The organism is Pseudomonas sp. PS02288, from assembly GCF_029959715.1.
Taxonomy (GTDB): Bacteria; Pseudomonadota; Gammaproteobacteria; order Pseudomonadales; family Pseudomonadaceae; genus Pseudomonas_O; species Pseudomonas_O kuykendallii.
This window is the reverse complement of sequence record NZ_JASCPA010000001.1, coordinates 1-26074: the sequence shown is the minus strand read 5'-3', so window position 1 is coordinate 26074 and position 26074 is coordinate 1. Positions and strand designations below refer to the sequence as shown.

Below are 26074 nucleotides of genomic sequence, written 5' to 3'. Positions count from 1 at the left end.
CGCCCGGAGGCGCCGTCGACGAATCAGTGGATCAGACCGACCCGGCTGAAATTGGGCAGGTTGCTCATCTTCGGATCCGGCCAGCTCAGCCAGACCGCAAAGGCCTTGCCGACGATATTGCGGTCCGGAACCATGCCGAGAACGTCCTTCGGAATCTTCGGATCGTTCCAGTAGCGGCTGTCATTGGAGTTGTCGCGGTTGTCACCCATCATGAAGTAGTGACCACCGGGCACCGTCCACTCGCGGCCGGGTTCGGCGCGGTAACGGCTCATCTCCTTGCGGATCAGGTGCTCGGCCTCGCCCAGCTGTTCCTTGTAAAGCACCGCGCTGCCGAGGGTGCCCGGCTCCTCGCCGATCAGTTGCTCGGCAACCGGCTGGTCGTTGACGAACAGGTGCTTGTCGGTGGTGTAGCGCACCTTGTCGCCCGGCAGCCCGACCACGCGCTTGATGTAGTTGACGTTGGGATCGCTGGGGTAACGGAACACCATCACGTCGCCGCGCTGCGGATCGCCCACTTCGATCACCTTGCTGTCCAGCACCGGCAGGCGGATGCCGTAGGCGAACTTGTTGACGAGGATGAAATCGCCCACTTCAAGGGTCGGTTTCATCGAGCCGGACGGAATCTGGAAGGGCTCGACGAGGAACGACCGCAGCACCAGCACGATGGCCAGCACCGGGAAGAACGACTTGCCGTACTCGACCAGCAGCGGCTCCTTGTTCAGGCGCTCCACCACCACGGGATCGGCCTGCCCGACGCTGCCCTGGTAGGCCGCGATGGCAGAACGCCGACGCGGCGCCAGCACCAGCAGATCGATGAGCGCGAGGAAGCCGCAAACGGCCACCGCGATGACCAGCAACAACGGGAAATTGATCGACGACATCTAGCTATCCACTTTGAGTACGGCGAGGAAGGCTTCCTGGGGAATTTCCACGCTACCGACCTGTTTCATTCGCTTCTTACCGGCCTTCTGCTTTTCCAGAAGCTTGCGCTTACGGCTGACATCGCCGCCATAGCACTTGGCAAGAACGTTCTTGCGCAACGCCTTCACGGTCGTCCGCGCAACGATCTGACCGCCGATGGCGGCCTGGATCGCGACGTCGAACATCTGACGCGGGATCAGCTCTTTCATTTTCTCGGTCAGGGCGCGGCCTTTGTAGTGCGCCTTGTCACGATGCACGATCAGGGCCAACGCATCGACCTTCTCGGCGTTGATCAGCACGTCGAGCTTGACCAGGTTGGCCGACTGGAAGCGGTCGAACGCGTAGTCCAGCGAGGCATAACCGCGGCTCACCGATTTCAGGCGGTCGAAGAAGTCCAGCACCACCTCGTTCATCGGCAAATCGTAGCTGATCTGGACCTGGCTGCTGAGGAACTGCATGTCACGCTGCACGCCGCGCTTCTCGATGCACAGAGTGATGACATTGCCCAGGTGTTCCTGCGGCACCAGGATGTTGGCGCGCACGATCGGCTCGCGCATTTCCTCGATGGAGGCGAGATCGGGAAGCTTGGACGGGTTGTCGACGTAGAGCGTGTCGCCGTTCTTCATCACCACTTCGAAGACCACGGTCGGCGCGGTGGTGATCAGGTCGAGGTCGTACTCGCGCTCCAGGCGTTCCTGGATGATCTCCATATGCAGCATGCCGAGGAAGCCGATGCGGAAACCGAAGCCCAGCGCTTCCGAGCTTTCCGGCTCGTACTGCAGTGCGGCGTCGTTCAGCGTCAGCTTTTGCAGCGCTTCGCGGAAATCCTCGAAATCGTCGGAGCTGACCGGGAACAGGCCGGCGTACACCTGCGGCTTGATGCGCTGGAAGCCGGGGAGCACGTCGACGTCCGGCGTGCTCGACAGGGTCAAAGTGTCACCCACGGGCGCGCCGTGGATGTCCTTGATGCCGGCGATGATGAAGCCCACTTCGCCGGCCTTGAGGTCCTCGGTGCTGGTGTGCTTGGGGGTGAACACCCCGACGCTGTCCACCTGATGGATCTTGCCGGTGGACTTGACCAGTACCTTGTCGCCCTTCTTGATTCGCCCGTGGCGTACCCGCACCAGCGAAACCACGCCCAGATAATTGTCGAACCAGGAGTCGATGATCAGCGCCTGCAACGGCGCCTCGATGTCGCCGGTCGGCGCCGGGATCACCTTGACCAGGCGTTCGAGCACGTCGATCACGCCCATGCCGCTCTTGGCGCTGCACGCCACCGCGTCGGTCGCGTCGATGCCGATGATGTGCTCGATCTCGTCCTTGACCCGCTCCGGCTCGGCCTGGGGCAGGTCCATCTTGTTCAGCACCGGCATCACTTCCAGGCCCTGCTCGATGGCGGTGTAGCAGTTCGCCACCGACTGCGCCTCGACGCCCTGGCCGGCATCCACCACCAGCAACGCACCTTCGCAGGCCGCCAGCGAACGGCTGACTTCATAGGTAAAGTCGACGTGCCCGGGGGTATCGATGAAGTTCAGCTGGTAGGTTTTGCCGTCCTGCGCGTTGTAGTGCAGCGTCACGCTGTGGGCTTTGATGGTGATCCCACGCTCGCGCTCCAGATCCATGGAGTCGAGGACCTGGGCCTCCATCTCGCGATCGGCGAGGCCGCCGCAAATCTGGATGAAGCGGTCCGCCAGCGTCGACTTGCCGTGGTCGATGTGGGCAATGATGGAAAAGTTGCGGATATGACTCAGATCACTCACGGATCAACACTCGAAAGACCGCGGAAGATTCCCGCCGAAAAATAGCCGGCAAGTGTACCCGATAGGCCTGCCGAGCGTCACGCCCGCGCAGGCCTGCGGGCATGAAAAAGGGCGATTCGCATCGCCCCTTTTCACGTCGTTCAAATGGCCTTTAGCCGCTATTCGGACAGCTTGAAGGTGATGAAGCTGGCGCGACCCTGACGCAGTACACGCATCGATACCGAGCGATTCTTCGGCAGTTGCTGGGCAACTTCGGTGAAGGTCTTCGCCGAGTCGATGGACTGGTTGTTCAGGTGGGTAATCACGTCACCCGGACGCAAGCCGATCAGCGCCGCAGGACCGTCGAGCACCTCGCGAATGACCACGCCGCCCTGCAGATCGAGGGATTTCTTCTGCTCGGCGGTCAGCTCGACCACTTTCACGCCCAGACGGTTGCTGCTGCGCTCGACGCCTTCCTCGGCGCCGCCCATCGACATCTCCTCGCCTTCCGCCGGCAGCGCGCCGACCGTCAGTTCGAGTGTCTTGCGCTGGCCTTCGCGGGCGACCTCCAGCTTGACCTTGGACCCCGACTTCATCGCACCGACCAGGTGCGGGAGGTCCGCGGACATCACGATCGGTTGACCGTTGAGGCTGAGAATGACGTCTCCGACCTTCAGACCCCCAGCCGCCGCCGGGCCGTTGTCGAGGACCTGGGCAACCAGCGCACCGGCCGGTTTGTCGAGACCGAAGGACTCGGCGAGATCCTTGTTCACTTCCTGAATCACCACGCCCAGCCAGCCGCGGCTGACCTTGCCGTCGGTCTTCAACTGGTTGGCGACGTCCATCGCGACATCGATCGGGATGGCGAACGACAGACCCATGAACCCGCCGGAGCGGGTGAAGATCTGCGAGTTGATCCCGACCACTTCACCTTTCAGGTTGAACAGCGGACCGCCGGAGTTGCCCGGGTTGATGGCCACGTCGGTCTGAATGAACGGCACGTAGCTCTCGTTCGGCAGGCTGCGACCCTTGGCGCTGACGATGCCGGAGGTCGCGGAATGATCGAAACCGAACGGCGAGCCGATGGCCAGCACCCACTCACCGACCTTGAGCGCCTCGGAGTTGCCGATCTTCACGGTCGGCAGGTTCTTGCCGTCGATCTTCAGCAACGCCACGTCAGTACGCGGATCGGCCCCGATCAGCTTGGCCTTGAGCTCGCTGCGATCCGGCATGCGCACAAGAATCTCGTCGGCATCAGCGACCACGTGGTTGTTGGTCAGGACATAACCGTCATCGGAAATGATGAAACCCGAACCCAGGGACTGCGCTTCACGCTGGCGCCCCTTTGGCGCATTGGGCCCCTGCTGAGGCATCCCGCGCTCCAGAAATTCCCGCAGCATCGGCGGGAGACCTTCGAGGTCGGGCATCTGCGATTGCGCGACGCCGCGATCGGGCAGTTTCTGCGTGGTACTGATGTTCACCACCGCAGGCGAAGCCGCTTCCACCAGTCCGGTGAAATCAGGCAGTTCCGCCTTCGCCACCAGCGCCTGGGACATCAGCAGCAGCGCCGCGACACCCGACAGATAGGATTTGAAACTTGCTTTGAACATGGGGCCTCCCCGGAAACAAAAAAACTCGGCACGCGCCCGAAGGCACCGCGAGTCTGGTACGCCACCCCAGGCGGCGCAACTCGACATCAGCACAAGGCTGAAAATCAGGAAATGGGCATTTGCATCTATGAGCCTCGCAGGACGACGGATACTACGAAATCACGCCTTTCTTCGCTCATTGCAGGCTTTGCGCTTCACCAGGACGGATCGATAGCGCTATTCGCTCGGCGGTGCCCAGCGGAATCTCGCCCACAACGGTCACCATCACCTCGCCCTCGGCGGTCGGCATATGCCGGGAGACGGCTACGGTCGGGCCCAGTTGGCTACGCGCATCGTCGAAACGAGCGCCGCGCAACGGCTCGAGAAATACGGAAAATTGGGTGATGCCATCGCCATAAAGCATGCAGGCGACGGGCTCTGAGGACGCAGGGCTGCGCCGCTGGAGAATGCTGTTCAGGGTGAATCCCGGTGGAACCCAGTCCGAACGCCAGGCGTTATCGGGAAGAACCTTGCTTTGTGCAACTTGGACCGGCTTGCATTCGCCGCTCGCCTTGGCGGCGCCGCCTTCCCCAGCCTCTTGCGGAACGAAGTCGGTGAACTGGAAACGTTCCAGAACGTGACCGTCTTCGTTGATCAGCAGGGACTTCAGCGGCAGTGCGGTTTCCCGGTCGAGGTGCAGCTCGAAGCCGTAGCGATGCTGATCACGCGGAACCAGTGCCAGTACGACGGCATTGCGACCCGCGACCCGGGATTCGCCCGCATCGCGCAAGTCATACCATTGGGAGAGTTGCCGAGGATCGAGCGTGCGGGTGAGCCAGGACTGGCCCGCCTCGCTCAACTGCTCGACCGGCGTACCGGTGGAGCAATCGGTTTTGCCGTTTGTGCGCAGCACTTCGTAAGGAGGACCGTCGAGTTGCAACAGCCGCTCTTTCACGGCGCCACTCGCGTCCACCTCATGCCAGATACCATGCGTGGAAAAGCTCCCATCGCGCTCATACACGAACGTCCCGTGGAAGCTTTTCTGTTGCTCAGCGCTTTGCAGTTTGAGAAGCCAGTCCTGCGCATCGGCGGCATTGGCCGCCGAGGTCGCCAACAAGCTCCCCATCAACACCACCAAGGGGAGACTGCGCATGTAACCCCTCAGTTCAGTGCTGTTCTTCGAGGCTCGCTGCGCGGGCGTAAGGCAGAGGACCTTCGACACCGTTGGAGGCGGACTGCTGAGCGTGCTGGCGCAGGTACTCGGCCAGACGCTGGTCATGCCAGGCTGCCTGGTTGCCATCTGCAGCTACCGGAGTCTCGGCCTGGGCACCGTTGGCGGTGAAGCCTGCGAGCACAGCTCCACCAGCGACCTGTTGAGGCACGGTTACCTGTGAAGGCTGAGCCTGTTGAGCAAGCTGAACGCCGCCCACTTCGTCCTGGTTGTAGAAGCGTACGCCTGCCAGTACGGCGACGGTCACCGAAGCAGCAACGGCCAGGCGGCCAACGCTGCGCCAGGCGGTCGAAACCTTGCCCGGAACCTTCTCTTCAGCGATCGCTGCGGATACCGCGGAAGCGATGTCCAAGTGAGGGACAAGCAACTCCTTGTGCATAACGGCACGGGCGACCTGGTAGCGGGACCAAGTGGCACGTACGTCGGCATTTTCGCTGGCGGCGATCACTCGACGCAATTCAAGTTGGTCCGCTTCGTTATCCATCACCGCGGACAGCGATTCCTGCAGGGATTCACGAGTCATGGCAGTTCCTCTCTTGGCTTTCGCCGCTGTCTTAGGAGTTATCATGCAACAAGGGTTGCAATGCTTTATCGATCACTTCTCGCGCTCGGAAGATGCGCGAACGTACAGTGCCCACCGGACACTGCATGACGCTCGCAATGTCCTCGTAGCTCAAACCATCGAACTCGCGCAGCGTCAGCGCTGTACGCAAATCCTCAGGCAACTGCTGGATGGTTCGATGGACCGTGTCCTCGATCTCGTCCCGCAGCATTGCTCTTTCCGGCGACTCGATGTCCTTGAGGGCGTGATCGCCGTCGTAGAACTCCGCGTCTTCGGCACTCACGTCGTTGTCAGGTGGACGACGACCGCGTGCTACCAGGTGATTCTTGGCCGTGTTGATGGCGATCCGGTACAACCACGTATAGAACGCGCTGTCCCCGCGAAAGTTTCCCAGTGCCCGGTATGCCTTGATGAAGGCTTCCTGAGCCACGTCCTGAGCCTCATGGCTGTCGTGCACGAAACGCACGATCAGACCCAAAATCTTGTGCTGGTACTTGAGCACCAGCAAATCGAAAGCCCTTCTGTCTCCGCGCTGAACACGCTCGACCAGCTGCTGATCCTGCTCCTGGGTTAGCATGACAACTCCTCGTTGAGCCTGGAGTTAGGTCGCGCTCCGTGACAGATCGGCTTAGCAAAATAGACCCACATGTTGCGCAAAAGTTCTCCCCTCCAGGCAAAGCTCCAGCAGCCCGCTCAGGTTCTGCTTGGAAAATCAGGCAGTGGGCTTTCCACTGCATCGAATACGTCTTTATGCCGAGCCTTGAAGTGAGGGCAACCGTGAGACTACTTTCACCACAAGCGCCGGGCGTACCTTTCTAGGTAACCTGCTATGGAACCTGGCTGAATTAGAAAGTTCCAGAGCACCACCGAACGACATAAGCCCGCTATTGTGCCGAGCCCCTGCTCTATATACTAGGTCCCGCTTCTTCCGCGGAATCTGGTCATGAGCCAACACTTACAGCACGACGTCCTGGTCATTGGCAGCGGTGCTGCCGGTCTCACCCTCGCCCTCACCCTTCCGTCCCATTTGCGTATTGCCGTGCTCAGCAAGGGCGAACTGGCGAACGGTTCGACCTACTGGGCCCAGGGTGGCGTAGCGGCGGTACTGGACCACGCCGACACCGTCGAATCGCATGTCGAGGACACCCTCATCGCGGGCGCCGGCCTGTGCCGCGAGGATGCCGTGCGCTTCACCGTCGAGCACAGTCGCGAAGCCATCCAGTGGTTGATCGATCAGGGCGTGCCGTTCACCCCGGATGACGAAGCGGATCGCGAGGACGGCGGTTTCGCCTTTCACCTGACGCGCGAGGGCGGCCACAGCCACCGGCGCATCATCCATGCGGCGGATGCCACTGGCGCCGCGATCTTCAACACCCTGCTCGAGCATGCGCGACGCAAGCCGAACATCGAACTACTGCAGCAGCGCGTGGCCGTCGACCTGATCACCGAGCGCAAGCTCGGCCTGCACGGCAAGCGCTGCCTCGGCGCCTACGTACTCAATCGCGACAGCGGCGAAGTGGACACCTACCACGCGCGCTTCGTCGTGCTCGCCAGTGGCGGTGCCTCCAAGGTCTACCTTTATACCAGCAACCCGGACGGCGCCTGTGGCGACGGCATCGCCATGGCCTGGCGCGCCGGCTGTCGGGTCGGCAACCTGGAGTTCAACCAGTTCCATCCGACCTGCCTCTATCACCCGCAGGCGAAGAGTTTCCTGGTCACCGAAGCCGTGCGTGGCGAGGGTGGCTTGCTCAAGCTGCCCAACGGCGAGCGCTTCATGCAACGCTTCGACCCGCGCGCCGAGCTGGCCCCGCGCGACATCGTCGCCCGCGCCATCGACCACGAGATGAAACGGCTGGGGGTCGACTGCGTCTATCTCGACATCAGCCATAAGCCCACCGAATTCATCAAGGCACATTTCCCCACGGTCTACGAGCGCTGCCTGGATTTCGGCATCGACATCACCCGCGAAGCGATTCCGGTGGTCCCCGCGGCCCACTACACCTGTGGCGGCGTTCTGGTCGACCAGCATGGACACACCGACATTCCCGGCCTCTATGCGATAGGCGAGACCAGTTTCACCGGCCTGCACGGCGCCAACCGGATGGCCAGCAACTCGCTGCTGGAGTGTTTCGTCTACGCACGTTCGGCGGCGGCGGACATCGTCGGGCAACTGGACGACGTCACCGTGCCCAGCAAGCTGCCCACCTGGGACTCCAGCCAGGTCACCGACTCGGACGAAGACGTGATCATCGCGCACAACTGGGACGAGCTGCGGCGCTTCATGTGGGACTACGTCGGCATCGTACGTACCAACAAGCGCCTGCAGCGCGCCCAGCACCGGGTGCGACTTCTGCTCAACGAGATCGACGAGTTCTACAGCAACTACAAGGTGAGTCGCGACCTGATCGAGCTGCGCAACCTGGCGCAGGTCGCTGACCTGATCATCCGCTCGGCGATGCAGCGTCACGAAAGCCGCGGCCTGCACTACACCCTGGATTACCCGGAGATGCAGGCCGAAGCCCATGACACTATTCTGCTGCCGCCCATCTACGCCGACTGAATTTCAGGCAGACCCGCAGGCGCCGATGCTCCACACGGCTCAGAGCGTCGCGGGGAATGCACAGGCTGCGTACCCGGCGCAGCCCCGGAAAACGAAAGCGCAGCACCACGATCGAGGGTAACGCCAGGCTGTCCGGTCGTAGCTGAACGGGCTGCCAGCCGGCGCCCGGACTCCACAGCCGCCAGCCATCCTCGTCATACTGCAACCCGCGAAATGCGGCCTCTGCGCTCAGCAGCACGTTGCGCGGCAGATACCACGCCGCGTGGGCGAGACAGAGGACGAAGCCGAGCAGCCGGAATGGCCAGGGAATGTCGGCGACGATGACCGCTATCGAGGCCAGCACCGCCGCGAACAGGTAGAACGCCAGCAGCAACCGTGACGGTCGCCAGTGGCATTCGAATCGATCACTTGGGCTGGACACGATCCAGGATCATGCGAACCATGCGCTGGAGGTCCGGATCGTCCGGTTCGGCGCGCTGCATGAACCAGCCGAACATGTCCTGATCCTCGCAGGTGAGCAGCTTGCGATAACGCGCGCGGTCCTCGTCATCGAGGTTGGGATAGACCTCGCGCACGAATGGCACCAGCAGCACGTCGAGCTCCAGCATGCCGCGGCGGCTGTGCCAGAAAAGTCTATTGAGTTCGATATCGTCGACCATGCAGCGGGCTCCTTTGTGAAGGCCGGCATTATAGCCCCCTGCCCCTCGGCCGACACCCGCTGACAACCCGGGAGCGGCACTCTATGATGACGCTCCAAACCCTTGCGCAGCGAACTCCATGGCCGACTCCGCTTTTTTCTGCCCACTCGCCCACGAGGGCGTCATCGCCGTTCGTGGTCCGGATGCGAGCACATTTCTCCAGGGCCAGCTGACCTGCAACCTCAATTACCTGAACGAAAGCCACAGTCTTGGCGCCCGCTGCACGCCCAAGGGACGCATGCTGTCGAGCTTTCGCATCCTCCCCCAGGGCGATGGTTACCTGCTGGCGATGGCCGCGGAACTGGTCCAGCCGCAGCTCGATGACCTGAAGAAATATGCCGTGTTTTCCAAGTCCAAGCTGTTCGATGAAAGCGACGCCTGGTCGCGTTTCGGCCTTTTCGAGGGTGATTCGGCCCTCGGCGAACTGGGCTTCGCCCTGGCACCGGAAGCTGGCGCGCTGCAGCAAAAGGATGGCCTGCTCGCCTTGCGCCTGGAGAACGGCCGCGCGGAACTCTGGGCTCCGGCGGACCAGGCACCGACGTTGCTCGGCAAGCTGGTCGCCCTGCTGCCAACGGCCGACGTCGACGCCTGGAAGCTGACGCAGATTCGCGCCGGGGTCGGCCAGGTCTTCGGCGAAACCCGCGAGACTTTCATTCCGCAGATGATCAACCTGCAGGCCGTCGGCGGCGTCAGCTTCAAGAAGGGCTGTTACACCGGACAGGAAATCGTCGCGCGCATGCAGTACCTCGGCAAGCTCAAGCGGCGCCTGCAACGGCTGGCCGGTGACGCCGACCTGCCCGCTCCCGGCACGGAACTGTTCTCCCCGATTCATAGCACCAGCGTCGGCGAGGTCGTGCTCGCCGCCCGCTCGGAGGGCGGCATCGAGCTGCTCGCCGTGCTGCAGGAAGATGCAGTCGGCGACGGCCGGATTCACCTGGGGAGCAGCGACGGAGCCGCCCTGCGCCTGCTGGACCTGCCTTATAGCCTGGACGCAGATCGCGAGATCATGCGCTGAGCGCAGCCCCCAAGAACGCCTGAAACCTCAGAGAGAACCCATGAGCAAGCTTGCCGAAAAAGTACAACACGAGTTGATTCAGGCGATCGAGAACGACGAATTGGTGCTGCCGACGCTGCCGGAAGTCGCGCTGCGCGTTCGCGAGGCGGCCGAGGACCCGAACATCGGCATCCCCGCGCTGAGCAAGGTCATCGGCAACGACGCCGCGCTCAGCGCACGCATCATCAAGGTGGTCAACAGCCCGCTGCTGCGCACCAACAAGGAGATCACCGATCTGCAGATGGCGGTCTCACGGCTTGGCATCAACTACACCTGCAACCTGGCCACGGGCCTGGCCATGGAGCAGATGTTCCAGGCCACCTCCGACGTCATCGACCGCAAGATGCGCGAGGTGTGGAACCGCAGCACCGAAATCGCCGGCATCTGCCATGTGCTGTGCCGCAGCTACACCCGCCTGGCGCCTGACCAGGCGACCCTCGCCGGGCTGGTTCACCAGATCGGCGCGCTGCCGATCCTCACCTACGCCGAGGATCACGCCGAACTGATGAACGATTCGATCAGCCTTAACCATGTGATCGAGCGTATCCACCCGGTCATTGGCGACAAGATCCTGCGCACCTGGGATTTCCCGCTGCCGATCGCGGTGGTGCCCGGCGAGTACCTCGACTTCACCCGCAACTCGGAAAAGGTCGATTACGTCGATATCGTCCAGGTCGCCACGCTGCAGAGCTATCTGGGCACCGAGCACCCGTTCACCCAGATGGACTGGAGCGGCATCAGCGCCTTCGCCAAGCTGGGTCTCGATCCGAACATCGACATGCAGGCGGAGGACGAGTTGTCCAATGCGATGGAAGCGGCGATGAGCATGCTTCGCTGAGCAGCGCCTCCGCGTGATGGGCCGCCGATAAGGGGCGGTGTCATCTCACCCGTCGGCCAAAAGGAATTAGCCATGCGCCAGTCGTTGACGTACCTGTTGTTCGCTTCGCTCGCGCTGTTCGGCCATGGCGTGGCGGCGGAGGAAATCCTCCTCACCAACGGCGAGTGGGCGCCGTACCTGGGCCAGCAACTGCCCCACAATGGCGTGGCCTCGCGCATCGTCAGCGAAGCCTTTGCACTCGAAGGCGTTCAGGTGAAGTGGGAATTCCTGCCCTGGGCGCGCGCACTGCACCTGGCCGAACAGGGCCAGCGCGCCGGCACGGCGGTCTGGCTGCGCAGCCCCGAGCGTGACACGCAGTTCTACGTCAGCACCGAAGTGGTCAGCAGCGGCTACAGCCTGTTTCATCGCAAGGGTGAGACGCTGAACTGGCAACGCGTTGCCGACCTTCGCGGGCTGCGCATCGGCGGCATCAACGGCTATGACTATGGCGCGGATTTCCAGCGCGCCGAGCAGTCCGGCGAACTCAAAGTGGTCCGCCTGCCCAGCGAAGAACAGGGGCTGCGGATGCTCCTGGCGAACCGTCTGGATGTGTTTCCCATCGATCCCGTCGTCGCCATGGACCTGCTGCACAGCCACTTCAGCGCCGCCGAGCGCGCGCGCCTCACCTACGCCCCCAAGCCGCTGCGCAGCGACAGCCTGCACTTGCTGCTGTCGCGCAAGGTGGCCGGCAACGACGCCCTGATGGTTCGGTTCAACCGTGGCCTGGCCAGCCTGCGCGCCAGCGGACGGGTAGCCCAGTACCTGATGGAAACCCGGCAGTCGCTGAGCATGACGCGATAAACGCGCCACCGGACAACGTACGCACAGTCCGCGCCACGCCCGCCGCTCAGCCCGCTTCGGGGAAACGCACCCGCACCAGCAGACCGCCCTGCGTGCCCTCGTGGAGGCTGATCTGCGCCAGGTGGGCACGGCAGATCTCGCCGACGATCGCCAACCCGAGCCCGGCGCCGCCCACCTGAGGGTTGCGCCGGTAGAAGCGCTGGAAGACCTTGTCTCGCTCCGCCGCTGGAATCCCCGGACCGTCGTCCTCGACCTCCAGCGTCGCCGGCGCAACCACCCGCAGGATCACGTTACCGCCGCTCGCGCTGTGCGCCATCGCGTTGTCCAGCAGGTTGCTCAGGAGCTCGTTGAGCAGCGTCGGCTCACCCATCACCCAGGCCGCGTCTTCCGCCTCCAGCGCCACGGCGATGCCCCGCGCATGGGCCAGCGGCGCCAGCGCCATGCCCAACTCACGTGCCAGCGCCCCCAGCTCGATGCGCTCCGCGCCGCCCTCGGCGATGGCCCGCGCGCCGCTCTCGATGCGCGCCAGGGACAGCAACTGGTTGGCCAGGTGGGTGAGCCGGTCGGTGTTGGCGGCGGCCTCCACCAGGGTGCGATGCCACTGCTCCGGCTCCTGCTCGCGCAACCCCAGTTCCACCCGCGCCTTGAGCGCCGCCAGTGGCGTGCGCAACTCGTGGGAGGCATCGGCGATGAAATCCGCCTGGCGCTGGAACAGCCCGCGCAGGCGCCCGGTGAACTGGTTGAGGGCATCCACCAACGGCTTCAGTTCGGCCTGCACCGCCACCACCGGCAACGGGCGCAGGTCGTCGGCCTGGCGTTCCTCCACCGCGTTGCGCAGCTCGGTCAGCGGGCGCAGCGCCGCGCTCACCACCAGCCAGACCAGCCCCAGCGCCGCCAGCGACATCACCGCGAGGCGCCACAGGGTGTCCACCAGCAGCCCGCGTGCGAGGCGCTCGCGGGCTTCCTCGGTCTCGGCCACGCGGATTTCCGCCATGCCCTTGATGCTCTCCTCGCTCACCGGCCGCAGCAGGCTCACCACACGCACGTCGACGCCCTCGTAGCGCGCATCGTAGAAGCGCGCCAGGGCCGGATAGTCATTGGTGCGCGGCATCCCCTTCGGCGGGCCGGGCAGGTTCTCGTAGCCGGACACCAGGTTCCCCTCGATGTCGGTCACCTGGTAGAAGATGCGCCCCGCATTGTCGTAGGCGAAGGTGTCCAGGGCCACGTAGGGCACATCGGCCTTGAGCCGGCCGTCGGTCTCGTAGAGCCCGGCGGAAATGGCCCGCGCCGAGGCCAGCAGGGTGCGGTCGTAGGCGGTGTCGGCGGCCTCGCGGGCGTTGAAATAGGCGGTCAGGCTGCCTATCAGCAACAGAACCGTGAGCAGCGCGGCCAGGCGCAGCAGCAGCCGTCCGCGCAGGCTGCCGATTTCACGCATCCTGGTGTTCCAGCAGGTAGCCGAGGCCCCGGAAGGTGACGATGCGCACCGCGCGGCCTTCGAGCTTCTTGCGCAGGCGGTGGATGTAGATCTCGATGGCGTCCGGGCTCGCCTCCTGGTCCAGGCCGAACACCTGGGAAGCCAGTTGCTCCTTGCTCATCACCCGGCCCGGTCGGGCAATCAGCACCTCCAGCACCGCCTGCTCGCGGGAAGTGAGCGTCAGCACCTCGTCGTCGAGACTGAAGCGGCGGGTGCCGAGGTCGTAGAGCAAAGGGCCGCAGCGTTGCTGCTGTTCGCCGCCGAGCACGCTGCGCCGCAGCAACGCCTTGACCCGCGCCTCCAGCTCGCTGAGCTCGAAGGGTTTGGCCAGGTAGTCGTCCGCGCCGAGGTTGAGGCCATGCACACGGTCCTTGACCTCGACGCGCGCGGTGAGCATCAGCACCGGCAGCGTCTTGCCCCGCCCGCGCAGGCGCGCCAGCACCTCGAAGCCGTCCAGGCGCGGCAACCCTACGTCGAGCACGGCCAGGGCGTAGTCCTCGCTGGCCAGCGCCAAGTCGGCGGCGACGCCGTCGTGCAGCACGTCCACCGTCCAGCCCACGGCCTTGAAGGCCTGGGCGACGCTCTCGGCCAGTTGGGGGTGGTCTTCGACCAGCAGGATTCGCAAGGCGGCACTCCGGAAGACGGGCGATCGGGCTGAAGTGTAACGGCCGGAAAGCCGCTGTGAATGACACCGGGAAATTTCTTTCATGCTGAAAGGCTGGCGAAAGTTTCAGCCCCTAGCATCCGGCCAGGGTGGCAAGAACCACCCAAAGACGCGGGCTCCTGGTCGGGCCCGCGCTCACAAAAACAAGAATTGGAGACCACCGATGCTCACTGCATCCCGCCAGGCGCTGCCGCCTGTTCGCACCCTGACGCTCAGCCTCGTAGGCTGCTCGCTCGCCCCCTTCGCCCAGGCCGACTTCTTCGAAGACAGCTCGGCGACCCTGGAAGCTCGCAACATCTACCTGAACCGCGATTTCCGTGACGGCGCTGGCCAGTCGCGCCGCGACGAATGGGCCCAGGGCTTCATCCTCAACATCGAGTCCGGCTACACCGAAGGCACCGTCGGCTTCGGCCTGGACGCCCTCGGCATGCTCGGCATCAAGCTCGACTCCGGTCGCGGCCAGAGCGGCACCGACCTGCTGCCGGTGCAGGACGACGGCGGCACCCCGGGTGTGTACGGCAAGCTCGGCCTCACCGCGAAGATGCGCTTTTCCAAGAGCGAGCTGCGCCTGGGCAGCCATATCCCCGAGCTGCCGGTGGTCAAGGCCAGCGACAGCCGCATCCTGCCCCAGGTGTTCGAGGGCGGCCTGCTGAGCTCGAAGGAGATCGCCGGCCTGACCTTCAACGGTGGCCGCCTGCGCGAGGTCAAGGACCGCGCCTCGACCAACTCCGAAGACATCGCGCTGAACAACAAGAACCGCCGCTTCGCCAGCGCCGCCAGCGGTTCGCACTTCGACCTGGCCGGTGCCGACTACGCCTTCAGCAAGCAGCTCACCGGGCGCTACTACTTCGCCGAGCTGGATGACGTCTACCGCCAGCACTTCCTCGGCCTGCTCGCCAGCCAGCCCCTGGGCGCCGGCACCCTCAGCGCCGACCTGCGCTACGCCATCAGCGACGACAGCGGCCGCGCCGAAGCCGGCAAGGTGGACAACCGCGCACTCAACGGCATGCTCAGCTACGCCCAGGGCAGCCACAAGTTCGCTCTCGGCTACCAGCGCATGAGCGGCGACACCGGCTTCGCCTACATCGATGGCAGCGACCCCTTCCTGGTCAACTTCGTGCAGATCAACGACTTCGCCAACGCCGACCAGCGTTCCTGGCAAGCCCGCTACGACCTCAACTTCGCCGCCATGGGCGTGCCCGGCCTGAGCTTCCTGACCCGCTACATCAGCGGCGACAACGCCAAGGTCACCGGCAGCACCGAGGAAGGCCGCGAGTGGGAGCGCGATGTCGAGTTCAAGTACGTGGTTCAGAGCGGCGCGCTCAAGGACCTGACCTTCCGTGCCCGCCATGCGGGATTCCGTTCTACCTTCGCCCGTGATGCGGACGAGCTACGCCTGATCGTCAGCTACGCCCTGCCGATCTGGTGATTCACAATAAGACCCAAAGGAGAACACCGATGAAGATTGCCCTCACCCGCCTTGCCCTCGCTGCGTCCTGCCTACTGATCTCGGGCCAGTTGCTGGCCGAACCCAAGCGTCCCGAGTGCATCGCACCGGCCGCGCCCGGCGGCGGCTTCGACCTCACCTGCAAGCTGGCCCAGAGCGCCCTGGTGGACGCCAAGCTGCTGAGCAAACCGATGCGCGTCACCTACATGCCCGGCGGCGTCGGCGCGGTCGCCTACAACGCGGTGGTCGCCCAGCGCCCGGCCGACGCCGGCACCCTGGTGGCCTGGTCCAGCGGTTCGCTGCTCAACCTCGCGCAGGGCAAGTTCGGCCGTTTCGACGAGAACGCCGTGAAGTGGCTGGCCGCAGTCGGCACCAGCTACGGCGCCATCGCGGTGAAGAGCGACTCGCCCTACAAGACCCTCGACGATCTTGTCGCGGCACTGAAGAAAGATCCGGGCAAGGTGGTGATCGGTTCCGGCGGCACCGTGGGCAGCCAGGACTGGATGCAGACCGCGCTGATCGCCAAGGCCGCCGGGATCAACCCGCGCGACCTGCGCTACGTGGCCCTGGAAGGCGGCGGCGAGATCGCCACCGCGCTGCTCGGCGGCCATATCCAGATCGGCTCCACCGACATTTCCGACTCCATGCCGCATATCCAGAGCGGCAACATCCGCATCCTCGCCGTGCTCTCGGAAAACCGTCTGGACGAGCCGGAAATGAAGGACATCCCCACCGCCAAGGAGCAGGGCTACGACATCGTCTGGCCGGTGGTTCGCGGCTTCTACCTCGGGCCGAAGGTCAGCGATGAGGATTACGCCTGGTGGAAGGACTCGTTCGACAAGATGCTCGCCTCCGAAGACTTCGCCAAGTTGCGCGACCAGCGTGAGTTGTTCCCCTTCGCCCTGACCGGCGAGGAGCTGAACGCCTACGTGAAGAAGCAGGTCGCGGAATACAAGGCGCTGGCCAAGGAGTTCGGGCTGATCCAGTAAGCCTTTCGGCTTCGCCACCCCGTTCACTCATCCAGTTCGAGCATCTCCGACGAGGATTCTTCCATGATCCTGCAACGCCTTTTCGCCCTGGTTCTGCTGGCCGTATGCGCCGCCCTGGCCGTGATGGCCTGGCCCTACCAGGCCGCATTTTCCTATGAACCGGTCGGACCCCGGGCCTACCCGTTGCTGATGCTCGGGCTGATGAGCCTGGGCCTGCTGTACCTGGCCATCCGCCCCACCCCCATCGTGCACAAGGAAGACGAGCCGCAACTGGACCGCGAAAGCCTGATCAAGATCGCCGCCTGCGTCGGTCTGCTGATCGTCCTGGCCGCCACCTTCGAGTCGCTGGGTTTTATCCTCAGCGCGATCCTGGTCGGCCTGCCCATGGCACGCCTGTATGGCGGCCGCTGGCTGCCCGGCGCCGTCGTCGTGGTGGGCATGAGCATCTTCCTCTACTGGCTGTTCGATCGCGTGATGGACGTGCCCCTGCCCCTCGGCCTGCTGAGCGCACTGGAGAACTGACACATGGATACTTTGAGCTACCTGGGCCAGGGCTTCGGCGTCGCCCTGAGCCCCTACAATCTGGTCACCGCCCTCACCGGCACCCTGATCGGCACCGTGGTCGGCCTGCTGCCGGGCCTGGGCCCGATCAACGGCGTGGCCCTGCTGATCCCCATCGCCTTCGCCCTGGGCCTGCCACCGGAATCGGCGCTGATCCTGCTGGCCGCGGTCTACCTGGGCTGCGAATACGGCGGCCGGATCAGCTCGATCCTGCTGAACATTCCCGGTGAAGCCTCCACCGTGATGACCACCCTCGACGGTTACCCCATGGCGCGCCAGGGCCTGGCCGGCGTGGCCCTGTCGCTGTCGGCGTGGAGCTCGTTCATCGGCGCGCTGATCGCCACCTGCGGGATGGTGCTGTTCGCCCCGCTGCTGGCAAAATGGGCGATCGCCTTCGGGCCGGCGGAGTACTTCGTGCTGATGGTGTTCGCCATCGTCGCCCTGGGCGGCATGGCTGGCGACAAGCCGCTGAAGACCTTCATCGCCGCGCTGATCGGCCTGTTCCTCTCCGCGGTGGGCATCGATGCCAACAGCGGCGTGTACCGCTTCACCGGCGACAACGTGCACCTGGCCGACGGCATCCAGTTCGTGGTGCTGGTGCTGGGCCTGTTCTCCATCAGCGAGATCCTCCTGCTGCTGGAAAAGACCCACCATGGCCACGCAGCGGTCAAGGCCACCGGGCGCATGCTGTTCAACATGAAGGAAGCGGCCTCGGTGTTCGCGGTGAACATCCGCTGCGGCCTGCTGGGCTTCTTCATGGGCGTACTGCCGGGCGCCGGCGCGACCCTGGCCAGCGCCGTGGCCTACATGACCGAAAAACGCATGGCCGGCGACAAGGGCAATTTCGGCAAGGGCGACATGCGCGGCCTGGCAGCCCCGGAAACCGCCATCGGCGCGTCCTGCTGCGGTGCTCTGGTGCCCATGCTGACCCTCGGCGTACCCGGCTCGGGCACCACCGCGGTGATGATCGGCGCGCTGACCCTGTACAACATCACCCCCGGCCCGCTGCTGTTCCAGCAACAGCCTGACCTCGTCTGGGGCCTGATCGCCTCGCTGTTCGTCGCCAACATCATGCTGGTGATCCTGAACATCCCGATGATCCGCATCTTCACCCGCATCCTCGCCGTGCCGAACTGGGCGTTGGTGCCGGTGATCGCCATCATCACCGCGATCGGCGTGTACGCCGTGCATGCCACCACCTTCGACCTGTTCCTGATGGTCGGCATCGGCATCATGGGCTATATCCTGCGCAAGCTGGACTTCCCCCTGTCGCCGATCCTGCTGGGCTTCATCCTTGGCGGGCTGATGGAACAGAACCTGCGCCGTGCGCTGTCGATCTCCAACGGCGAACTGGGCATCCTCTGGTCGAGCCCGATCAGCATGAGCACCTGGGCCCTGGTGGTGGTGATGCTGGCCCTGCCGCTGCTGCGCATCTGGCGCCGCCGCAGCGCCCGGCAGCGCATCCTGGCCGATGCGTGATGGCTGGCGCGCCTGGTGGGCGACCCCGCTCGTAGGCGCGCTGGGCGGGCTGCTGGCCAGCCTCGCCCACTGGCCCCTGCCATGGATGATCGGCGCCCTGGTAGCGGTCATCCTGTTCCGCTGCACCACCCCCTGGCAGATCCGTGATCTGCCAGGGGGCCGCAAGACCGGTCAATGCATCATCGGCGTCGGCATCGGCCTGCACTTCAGCCCCGAAGTGGTGGAGCAGGTGCTGGCGCACTTCTGGCTGATCCTCTTCGGCGCCCTGTTCACCCTCCTCTCCAGCGTCGCCGCCGTGTGGCTGCTGCGGCGCGCCGGCGAAGACCCGGCCACCGCGTTCTTTTCCTGCATGCCCGGCGGCTCCGGGGAAATGGTCAACCTCGGCCAGCGTCACGGCGCGGTACTCAGCCGGGTCGCCGCGGCGCAAAGCCTGCGGGTGGTGGCCCTGGTGCTCTGCGTGCCGACGATCTTCAAACTGCTGATGGGCGACGGCGACGCGCAGTTCCAGGCGGCGCCGGTGGACGGGCTCTGGCTGGCTGTGCTGCTGCCGGCCGGCGCGCTGCTCGCCTGGCTGTGGCAACGCCTGCAGCAGCCCAACCCGTGGCTGTTCGGCCCGCTGCTGGTGAGCGCCACCGCGAGCATCGTCTGGAACCTGCACATCGGCCTGCCGCACGGTGCCAGCCAGCTTGGCCAATTGCTCATCGGCAGCGGGCTGGGCTGTCATTTCGACCGTGCATTCTTCCGCCGCGCACCGGCGTTCCTGCTGCGCACGTTGTTTTCCACGGCCTTGATGATGGCGCTCGCCACGCTGGCGGCATTCGCTCTGGGCGCGCTGACGGCACTGGATATCCGCTCGCTGACGCTGGGCATGATGCCCGGCGGGATCGCCGAGATGAGCCTCACGGCGGAGACCCTGGCGCTGTCGGTGCCGCTGGTGACGGCAATGCAGGTGATGCGTCTGTTGCTGGTGCTGTTCCTCGCCGAACCGCTGTTCCGGATCTGGCGCAGACGCCCGGATGAAGGGACGTGAAACACGCCTCCCTCTCCGCACGGGAGAGGGAGGCGTCGCGGCTCATTCGCCGCCGGGGATGTCCTTGCGCAGCTTGACCGGGTCATTCTGCTTGCGACCCAGCTTGGTGCGCAGGCGGATGTTCAGCGCCTCGACACCCAGCGAGAAGGCCATCGCGAAGTAGACATAGCCCTTCGGCACGTGGACTTCGAAGGCTTCGGCGATCAGCACCGTACCGACCACGATGAGGAACGACAGGGCGAGCATCTTCAGCGACGGGTGCTTTTCGATGAAGTCGCTGATGGTGCCGGCGGCCAGCATCATCACCATCACCGCGACGACGATCGCAGCGATCATCACGGGGACGTGGGCGACCATGCCAACCGCGGTGATCACCGAGTCCAGCGAGAAGACGATGTCGATGATGGCGATCTGGATGATGGTGCCGACGAAACCGCTGGCCTTGCTTTTCGGCTCTTCGCCGGCGGTTTCGTCTTCGCCCTCGAGGCCGTGGTAGATCTCCGAACTGCTCTTCCAGAGCAGGAACAGGCCGCCGAAGAAGAGGATCAGGTCACGCCCGGAAATCCCCTGGCCGAGGACATGGAACAGGTCCGCCGTCAGGCGCATCACCCAGGTGATCGACAGCAGCAGCAGAATCCGCGTGACCATCGCCAGCGCCAGCCCGAAGAAGCGCGTCTTCGGCTGCATGTGCTTGGGCATCCGCCCCACCAGGATCGAGATCATGATGATGTTGTCGATGCCGAGGACGATTTCCAGGGCGGTCAGGGTGAAGAAGGCAATCCAGATTTCCGGATTGGTGAGCCATTCCATGATGGTTCCTCTAGGGGGTTCGAGAGTGTTCGGATGACGCTAAACGTGGCGACCCGGAAGCCCGGACTTCCTGCCTGCCCGGGCTTTTGCCGTTCGCATCAGACGCCGCCGTGGCCGGGAAAATCCCGCCGGCGAAACCGCCGAGCAGGATACAGGCGCGGATGCCGACTGCCCACTTCGAGGTGAGGCGCGGCTCGTCAGGCCCGATCCTCGCCCGCCCATCCGCAGATCCGGCAACGAAAGCGGCGCACAGGGCAGACGCATGATCGAGCAACGTAAGCATCGGTTCAGGGCACGGCATGCGGTCAGCGCAAAGTTTCTGGCGCAGAGCAAACGATCGGCGGGAGAGACAAGAGCGGCAAGGGACGTTTCATGGCGATCACCGTTGTTGTTTTTGTAACTGGCGCTGCGGCCAGGCGCCGATCGGAATCGGCGGCACGTCGATCCTAATGCGGCGAGCTTTCGCTCACCTTTCGCTGGAAATCGCGCAAAAACCGGCGCTCGGGCGTAGCGCCGGCACTCAGGGCGCGTCCGGCAGGCGCCAGTCGATCGGCTCCAGACCCTGTTGCTGCAGGTACTTGTTGGTGCGGCTGAAATGCCCGTTGCCGTTGAAGCCGCGGTGCGCGGAGAGCGGCGAGGGATGCGCGGACTTCAACACCAGGTGCTTGGTCGCGTCGATGAGCTTTTGCTTGCCCTGCGCGTGGGAACCCCAGAGCAGGAACACCAGGTGCGGGCGCTGCTCGCTCACCACCTCGATGATGCGGTCGGTGAACGGCTGCCAGCCCTTCGCCGCGTGGGAGCCGGCATTGCCCTGCTCCACCGTCAGTGACGTGTTCAGCAGCAGCACGCCCTGCTCCGCCCAGTGCTGCAGGTAGCCGTGGCGCGGGATGTCGATGTTCAGGTCGCGCTTGAGCTCCTTGTAGATGTTCTGCAGCGACGGCGGAGTGGGCACGCCCGGCTGCACCGAGAAGCACAGGCCGTGGGCCTGGCCGGGCCCGTGGTAAGGGTCCTGACCGAGGATCACCACCTTCACCCGATCGAGCGGTGTGGAGTTCAGGGCATTGAAGATCAGCGGTCCGGGCGGGAAGACGACCTTGCCGGCCGCCTTCTCCTGGCGCAGAAACTCGCTAAGCTGCTGCATGTAGGGTTTGTCGAACTCGTCGCGCAATACGGCCTTCCAGCCTGCCTCGAGCTTGATCCGATCCTGCGTCTGCGCCATGGTGCACCTGCCGTGAAAGTAGCCGCGGCACCCTAGGAAAGCCTCACCGGCTTGTCAATCTGCAATAGCGAGCCCCCATGCAAAGCCAACCCCATGCCGACGCCAGAAACCTGCGTCTCGCCCTCCTCGACCGCTTTCTGCGCGGCGAAGCCCGAGTCCCGCAGATGCCCGAGAATGCCGAAGCCATCCGGCGCCTGCTGGAAGATTCACGGACCCAGCTGGAACAGTTGTCACGGGTGATCAACGGCGACCCAGCGCTGGCCGCCTACCTCATGCAGTTCGCCGAGAACCCGCTGTTCAAGACCGGCCGCCCCTGCCAGCACCTGCGCGACGTTCTCGGCCGCCTGGGCATCCGCAATCTCAACAACCTGGTTCTGGCGTTCTCCCTGCGCAACCTGTTCACCAGCACCGAACCGACCTTGCAGCGGGTCTTCCGCAACCGCTGGAAGAACGCCCAGCTGCGCGCCGCCTACAGCGCGGCGCTGTGCGGCCGCTGCCTGGGCATTGCCGTGGAGGATGCCCTGCTCGCCGGCTTGCTGCAGGACATCGGCAGCCTGCCCCTGCTCGACGAGATCGGCCGCTGGCCGGACGCGCCGCGCGAGGAAGACGAACTGCACGCGCTCTGCGACGCCATCTCCGGACCGATCGGGGTGATCTTGCTGACCAGCTGGAACCAGGTGCCGGCAATCGTCGATGTCACCCGTCACCGCGACGACTGGCAGCGCGAACACGCCGGCAAGGCCGACCTGGCCGATCTGGTGCAGGTCGCCAGCCTGCTGCAACAACCCCGCGACGAGGCACCCTTGGCGCAGTTGCCCGCGCTCCGCCGCCTGTTTCCCGACGCCGACCACGCGGCCCTGGCGCAGCAACTGGGCGAGGAGGTTCCAGGCGAAGCGGCGTTCTGGCTCAAGCTGCTGGGTGGCAAGGCCAGCTGAAAACGGCATGACGCCCGCCGGAGAATGAGGCAACCTGAGGGCGTCCAGCGGCCGGCAGCCACGAGCGGCCCGCCCTGCAACCCTCGCACCGAGGGCACAACAAGAACAACGTACCCACGAGGACGCCCATGGATTTCGAATTCTCCGAAGAGCAGCGCCTGCTGATCGAAAGCGCACGCACCTTCGCCAGCCGCGAACTGGCACCGCACGCCGCGGACTGGGACCGCGACCACCATTTCCCGGTGGATGTCATTCGCCTCGCCGCCGACCAGGGCTTCCTGGCGCTCTACCTCGACGAGACGGACGGCGGGCTTGGCCTGTCGCGGCTCTCCGCCTCGCTCATCTTCGAACAGCTGGCCGCCGGCTGCGTCGCCACCACCGCCTTCCTCACCATCCACAACATGGCCAGCTGGATGCTCGCGCGCTTCGCCGAACCGGAGTTGAAGGACGCCTGGCTGCCGCGCCTGATCAGCGGCGAACTGCTCGCCTCCTACTGCCTCACCGAGCCGGACGCCGGCTCCGATGCCGCGCACCTGCGCACCCGCGCGCGCCCCGAGGGCGACAGCTACGTGATCGACGGCAGCAAGTGCTTCATTTCCGGCGCCGGCAGCACCCAGGTGCTGATCGTGATGGCGCGCACCGGCGAAGACGGCGCCCGTGGCATTTCCTGCTTCCTGGTGCCCGGCGATGCCGAGGGCGTGCGCTACGGGCGCAACGAACTGAAGATGGGCTGGCGCGCGCAGCCGACCCGGACCATCACCTTCGAGGGCGTGCGCATCCCTGCCGGCAACCGCATCGGCCCGGAAGGCCAGGGTTTCGTCTACGCGATGAAGGGCCTGGACGGCGGGCGCATCAACATCGCCAGCTGTTCGCTGGGCGCCGCCCAGGCCGCGCTGGAGCAATCGCTGCGCTACGTCGAGGAACGCAAGCAGTTCGGCAAGCCGCTGGCGGAGTTCCAGGCGCTGCAGTTCAGGCTCGCCGACATGCTCACCGACCTCGTCGCCAGCCGGCAGATGGTCCGTCTGGCCGCGCACAAGCTCGACGCGGGCGACGCCGAGGCCAGCCTGTACTGCGCAATGGCCAAGCGTTTCGCCACGGACCACTGCTTCGAGCTGTGCAACCAGGCGCTGCAACTCCACGGCGGTTATGGCTATCTCAACGATTACCCGCTGGAGCGCTGGGTGCGCGACAGCCGCGTGCACCAGATCCTGGAAGGCACCAACGAGATCATGCGGGTGATCATCGCGCGACGCCTGCTCGAACAGGGCGGCATGCTCGACCGGATTGCGTAGGTGCGCCACGGTGGGCGGTGCGCACGATGTTTCCCGCCAGGACTTGAGAAGAAAACAGGAGGATTCGCATGAGCAATGCACTGGAACCCTACAAAACCCAGCTATTCGACCTGACCCACAAACTCACCGTGGAGAAGCACGGCAACACCGCCCTGCTGACCATCAACAACCCGCCGGCCAACACCTGGGAGCGCGAGTCGCTGATCGGCCTGCGACAGTTGATCGAGCACCTCGACCGCGACGATGACATCTATGCGCTGGTCATCACCGGGCGCGGCGAGAAGTTCTTCAGCGCCGGAGCCGACCTCAAGCTGTTCGCCGATGGCGACAAGGCCCGCGCCCGCGAGATGGCCCGGCTGTTCGGCGAAGCCTTCGAGGCGCTGCGCGACTTCCGCGGCGTGTCGATTGCGGCGATCAACGGCTATGCCATGGGCGGCGGCCTGGAGTGCGCGCTGGCCTGCGACATCCGCATCGCCGAGCGCCAGTCGCAACTGGCCCTGCCGGAAGCCTCGGTCGGCCTGCTGCCGTGCGCTGGCGGAACCCAGGCACTCCCCTGGCTGGTCGGCGAAGGCTGGGCCAAGCGCATGATCCTCTGTGGCGAGCGCGTGGATGCGGACACCGCGCTGCGCATCGGCCTGGTCGAGCAGGTCGTCGATGCCGGCGAAGCGCGCGGCCACGCCCTCCTCCTCGCAGCGCGCGTCGCGCGGCAGAGCCCGGTGGCGGTGCGTGCGATCAAGCCGCTGATCCAGGGCGCCCGCGAACGCGGCCCGAGCACCTGGCTGGCCCAGGAGCGCGAGCGCTTCGTAGACCTGTTCGACGCCGAAGATACCCGCGAGGGTGTCAACGCCTTCCTCGAAAAACGCGACGCCCACTGGCGCAACCGCTGAACGACAACCGGATGCGAGGCCACGGCGCCTCGCGATGGGAACCCAAGAATGAATGTGATCTTTCAGGAACTCCCCGCGCTGCACGGCGTGCGCATCGGCATCGCCACGCTGGATGCGGAAAAAAGCCTCAACGCCCTGAGCCTGGCGATGAACGAGGCCCTCGACGACAAGCTGACAGCCTGGGCCAACGACCCGGGCATCGTCTGCGTGATGCTGCGCGGCAACGGCGCCAAGGCGTTCTGCGCCGGGGGCGACGTGCGCAAGCTGGTCGAAGCCTGCCGCGAGCAGCCCGGCGAGGTGCCGGCGCTGGCGGCGCGTTTCTTCGCCGCCGAATACCGCCTCGACCATCACCTCCACCGCTTCCCGAAACCGCTGATCGCCTGGGGCCACGGCTACGTGATGGGCGGCGGCATGGGCCTGTTGCAGGGCGCCTCGCTGCGCATCGTCACCCCAAGCTCGCGGCTGGCAATGCCGGAAATCAACATCGGCCTGTACCCGGACGTCGGCGCCAGCTGGTTCCTTTCGCGCCTGCCGGGCAAGCTCGGAACCTTCCTCGGTCTCACCGCCAGCCAGATGAATGCGCGCGATGCGCTGGATCTGAACCTCGCCGACCGCTTCCTGCTCGACGAACAGCAGGACGAACTGCTTGAAGGGATGGTCCAGTTGAACTGGCTGGAACAGCCGGAGATGCAACTGATCAGCCTACTCAGGTCGCTGGAGCACGAAGCCCGCGATCGGCTCCCGGCGGCCCAGTGGCTGCCACGCCGGGAACGCCTGGACGACCTGCTCGACGTCGCCGACCTGCCTGCCGCCTGGCGGGCGATCGCCGCGCTGCGCGACGACCGTGACGGCCTGCTCGCGCATGCCGGCAAGACCCTCGCCGAAGGCTGCCCGCTGACCGCGCACCTCGTCTGGCAACAGATCGCCCGCGCGCGCCACATGTCGCTCGCCGAAGTGTTCCGCATGGAATACGCGATGAGCCTCAACTGCTGCCGCCACCCGGAATTCAGCGAAGGCGTGCGCGCGCGCCTGGTGGACAAGGACCACGCCCCGCGCTGGCACTGGCCGGATGTCGCGAGCATCCCGGACGCGGTCATCGAGGCGCACTTCGAGCCGACCTGGGAAGGCGAGCATCCGCTGGCGGATTTGCGCTAGTGACCCGTGGTTTGCCCGGCCGACGCTCCTCGTCGGCCGGGCAGCCGCCTATAGCCGGCGTCGAAGGCGGAACGCCAGAACTCAGCGCTCGCCCCACCCG

25 protein-coding genes are annotated in these 26074 nt (G+C 65.1%); 13 read left to right on the top strand and 12 right to left on the bottom strand.

The genetic code is table 11. From position 1 onward, the window contains the following. Positions 1-23: 23 nt before the first annotated feature. From lepB to rpoE, 6 genes are all read right to left on the bottom strand, one after another. The gene (gene lepB / locus QMX85_RS00125) at positions 24-881 is read right to left on the bottom strand and encodes a signal peptidase I (RefSeq protein WP_273228638.1); all 858 of its coding nucleotides are present in this window, start codon (positions 879-881) and stop codon (positions 24-26) included. Next, on the bottom strand, positions 882-2681 hold the full coding sequence (gene lepA, locus QMX85_RS00120) for a translation elongation factor 4 (protein ID WP_282338076.1): 1800 nt from the start codon (positions 2679-2681) through the stop codon (positions 882-884). 158 nt (positions 2682-2839) lie between these two features. Next, positions 2840-4270 (bottom strand): DegQ family serine endoprotease, encoded by a 1431-nt coding sequence (locus tag QMX85_RS00115; RefSeq protein WP_273228640.1) that lies wholly within the window; start codon positions 4268-4270, stop codon positions 2840-2842. 175 nt (positions 4271-4445) lie between these two features. Then, entirely contained in the window at positions 4446-5402 is a 957-nt protein-coding gene (locus QMX85_RS00110; RefSeq protein WP_282338074.1) for a MucB/RseB C-terminal domain-containing protein, read from the bottom strand. A gap of 13 nt (positions 5403-5415) precedes the next feature. Next, entirely contained in the window at positions 5416-6003 is a 588-nt protein-coding gene (locus tag QMX85_RS00105) for an RseA family anti-sigma factor (protein ID WP_282338072.1), read from the bottom strand. A 31-nt stretch (positions 6004-6034) separates the two neighbouring features. Beyond that, positions 6035-6619, bottom strand: coding sequence for an RNA polymerase sigma factor RpoE (rpoE, locus tag QMX85_RS00100; RefSeq protein ID WP_090229832.1), 585 nt, complete (start codon positions 6617-6619; stop codon positions 6035-6037). A 366-nt stretch (positions 6620-6985) separates the two neighbouring features. Here rpoE and nadB point away from each other — a divergent pair, with 366 nt between their 5' ends. Then, positions 6986-8602, top strand: coding sequence for an L-aspartate oxidase (gene nadB, locus QMX85_RS00095; protein WP_282338071.1), 1617 nt, complete (start codon positions 6986-6988; stop codon positions 8600-8602). Here nadB and QMX85_RS00090 read toward each other — a convergent pair. Together QMX85_RS00090 and QMX85_RS00085 are read right to left on the bottom strand one after the other, a co-directional pair. Then, positions 8571-9023 carry a protein YgfX gene (locus QMX85_RS00090; protein WP_282338070.1) on the bottom strand — a complete coding sequence of 151 codons (453 nt, stop codon included), beginning with the start codon at positions 9021-9023 and terminating at the stop codon, positions 8571-8573. The two genes, nadB and QMX85_RS00090, sit on opposite strands and share 32 nt — an antisense overlap. Continuing rightward, positions 9007-9261: a succinate dehydrogenase assembly factor 2 gene (locus QMX85_RS00085; RefSeq protein ID WP_090229840.1), complete on the bottom strand. Its 255-nt coding sequence runs from the start codon at positions 9259-9261 to the stop codon at positions 9007-9009. Before QMX85_RS00085 ends, QMX85_RS00090 begins: the two co-directional genes overlap by 17 nt. 118 nt (positions 9262-9379) lie before the next feature. Between QMX85_RS00085 and QMX85_RS00080 the strand changes: the two genes are divergently transcribed. From QMX85_RS00080 to QMX85_RS00070, 3 genes are all read left to right on the top strand, one after another. Further along, positions 9380-10315, top strand: coding sequence for a folate-binding protein YgfZ (locus QMX85_RS00080; protein WP_282338067.1), 936 nt, complete (start codon positions 9380-9382; stop codon positions 10313-10315). 40 nt (positions 10316-10355) lie between these two features. Continuing rightward, positions 10356-11192, top strand: coding sequence for an HDOD domain-containing protein (locus tag QMX85_RS00075; RefSeq protein WP_282338066.1), 837 nt, complete (start codon positions 10356-10358; stop codon positions 11190-11192). 72 nt (positions 11193-11264) lie between these two features. After that, positions 11265-12032 carry a transporter substrate-binding domain-containing protein gene (locus tag QMX85_RS00070; RefSeq protein ID WP_282338065.1) on the top strand — a complete coding sequence of 256 codons (768 nt, stop codon included), beginning with the start codon at positions 11265-11267 and terminating at the stop codon, positions 12030-12032. A 46-nt stretch (positions 12033-12078) separates the two neighbouring features. Here the strand turns inward: QMX85_RS00070 and QMX85_RS00065 are convergent, their stop codons facing one another. Together QMX85_RS00065 and QMX85_RS00060 are read right to left on the bottom strand one after the other, a co-directional pair. After that, on the bottom strand, positions 12079-13467 hold the full coding sequence (locus QMX85_RS00065; protein ID WP_282338063.1) for a sensor histidine kinase: 1389 nt from the start codon (positions 13465-13467) through the stop codon (positions 12079-12081). Beyond that, positions 13460-14131: a response regulator gene (locus tag QMX85_RS00060; protein WP_282338060.1), complete on the bottom strand. Its 672-nt coding sequence runs from the start codon at positions 14129-14131 to the stop codon at positions 13460-13462. Before QMX85_RS00060 ends, QMX85_RS00065 begins: the two co-directional genes overlap by 8 nt. A 202-nt stretch (positions 14132-14333) precedes the next feature. Here QMX85_RS00060 and QMX85_RS00055 point away from each other — a divergent pair, with 202 nt between their 5' ends. From QMX85_RS00055 to QMX85_RS00035, 5 genes are all read left to right on the top strand, one after another. Then, positions 14334-15599, top strand: a complete 1266-nt coding sequence (locus QMX85_RS00055) for an OprD family porin (RefSeq protein WP_282338058.1) — start codon at positions 14334-14336, stop codon at positions 15597-15599. A gap of 29 nt (positions 15600-15628) precedes the next feature. After that, positions 15629-16606 carry a tripartite tricarboxylate transporter substrate binding protein gene (locus tag QMX85_RS00050; RefSeq protein ID WP_282338056.1) on the top strand — a complete coding sequence of 326 codons (978 nt, stop codon included), beginning with the start codon at positions 15629-15631 and terminating at the stop codon, positions 16604-16606. Positions 16607-16669: 63 nt separating this feature from the next. Continuing rightward, positions 16670-17128: a tripartite tricarboxylate transporter TctB family protein gene (locus QMX85_RS00045; RefSeq protein ID WP_273228653.1), complete on the top strand. Its 459-nt coding sequence runs from the start codon at positions 16670-16672 to the stop codon at positions 17126-17128. 3 nt (positions 17129-17131) lie between these two features. After that, a complete protein-coding gene (locus QMX85_RS00040; protein WP_282338053.1) occupies positions 17132-18646 on the top strand; it encodes a tripartite tricarboxylate transporter permease in 1515 nt (504 codons plus the stop codon). Then, positions 18639-19676: an AbrB family transcriptional regulator gene (locus tag QMX85_RS00035; RefSeq protein ID WP_282338052.1), complete on the top strand. Its 1038-nt coding sequence runs from the start codon at positions 18639-18641 to the stop codon at positions 19674-19676. Before QMX85_RS00040 ends, QMX85_RS00035 begins: the two co-directional genes overlap by 8 nt. Positions 19677-19718: 42 nt before the next feature. Here QMX85_RS00035 and QMX85_RS00030 read toward each other — a convergent pair whose 3' ends face one another. Then, a complete protein-coding gene (locus QMX85_RS00030; protein ID WP_273228656.1) occupies positions 19719-20486 on the bottom strand; it encodes a TerC family protein in 768 nt (255 codons plus the stop codon). A gap of 520 nt (positions 20487-21006) precedes the next feature. Next, on the bottom strand, positions 21007-21705 hold the full coding sequence (ung, locus tag QMX85_RS00025) for a uracil-DNA glycosylase (RefSeq protein ID WP_282338049.1): 699 nt from the start codon (positions 21703-21705) through the stop codon (positions 21007-21009). A 77-nt stretch (positions 21706-21782) separates the two neighbouring features. Between ung and QMX85_RS00020 the strand changes: the two genes are divergently transcribed. From QMX85_RS00020 to QMX85_RS00005, 4 genes are all read left to right on the top strand, one after another. Continuing rightward, positions 21783-22640 (top strand): HDOD domain-containing protein, encoded by an 858-nt coding sequence (locus QMX85_RS00020; protein ID WP_282338048.1) that lies wholly within the window; start codon positions 21783-21785, stop codon positions 22638-22640. Positions 22641-22768: 128 nt separating this feature from the next. Next, positions 22769-23932 (top strand): isobutyryl-CoA dehydrogenase, encoded by a 1164-nt coding sequence (locus QMX85_RS00015; protein WP_282338047.1) that lies wholly within the window; start codon positions 22769-22771, stop codon positions 23930-23932. 68 nt (positions 23933-24000) lie between these two features. Further along, positions 24001-24819: an enoyl-CoA hydratase gene (locus QMX85_RS00010; protein ID WP_282338046.1), complete on the top strand. Its 819-nt coding sequence runs from the start codon at positions 24001-24003 to the stop codon at positions 24817-24819. Positions 24820-24867: 48 nt separating this feature from the next. Beyond that, positions 24868-25974, top strand: a complete 1107-nt coding sequence (locus tag QMX85_RS00005) for an enoyl-CoA hydratase/isomerase family protein (protein ID WP_282338045.1) — start codon at positions 24868-24870, stop codon at positions 25972-25974. The last annotated feature ends 100 nt before the right edge of the window (positions 25975-26074 follow it).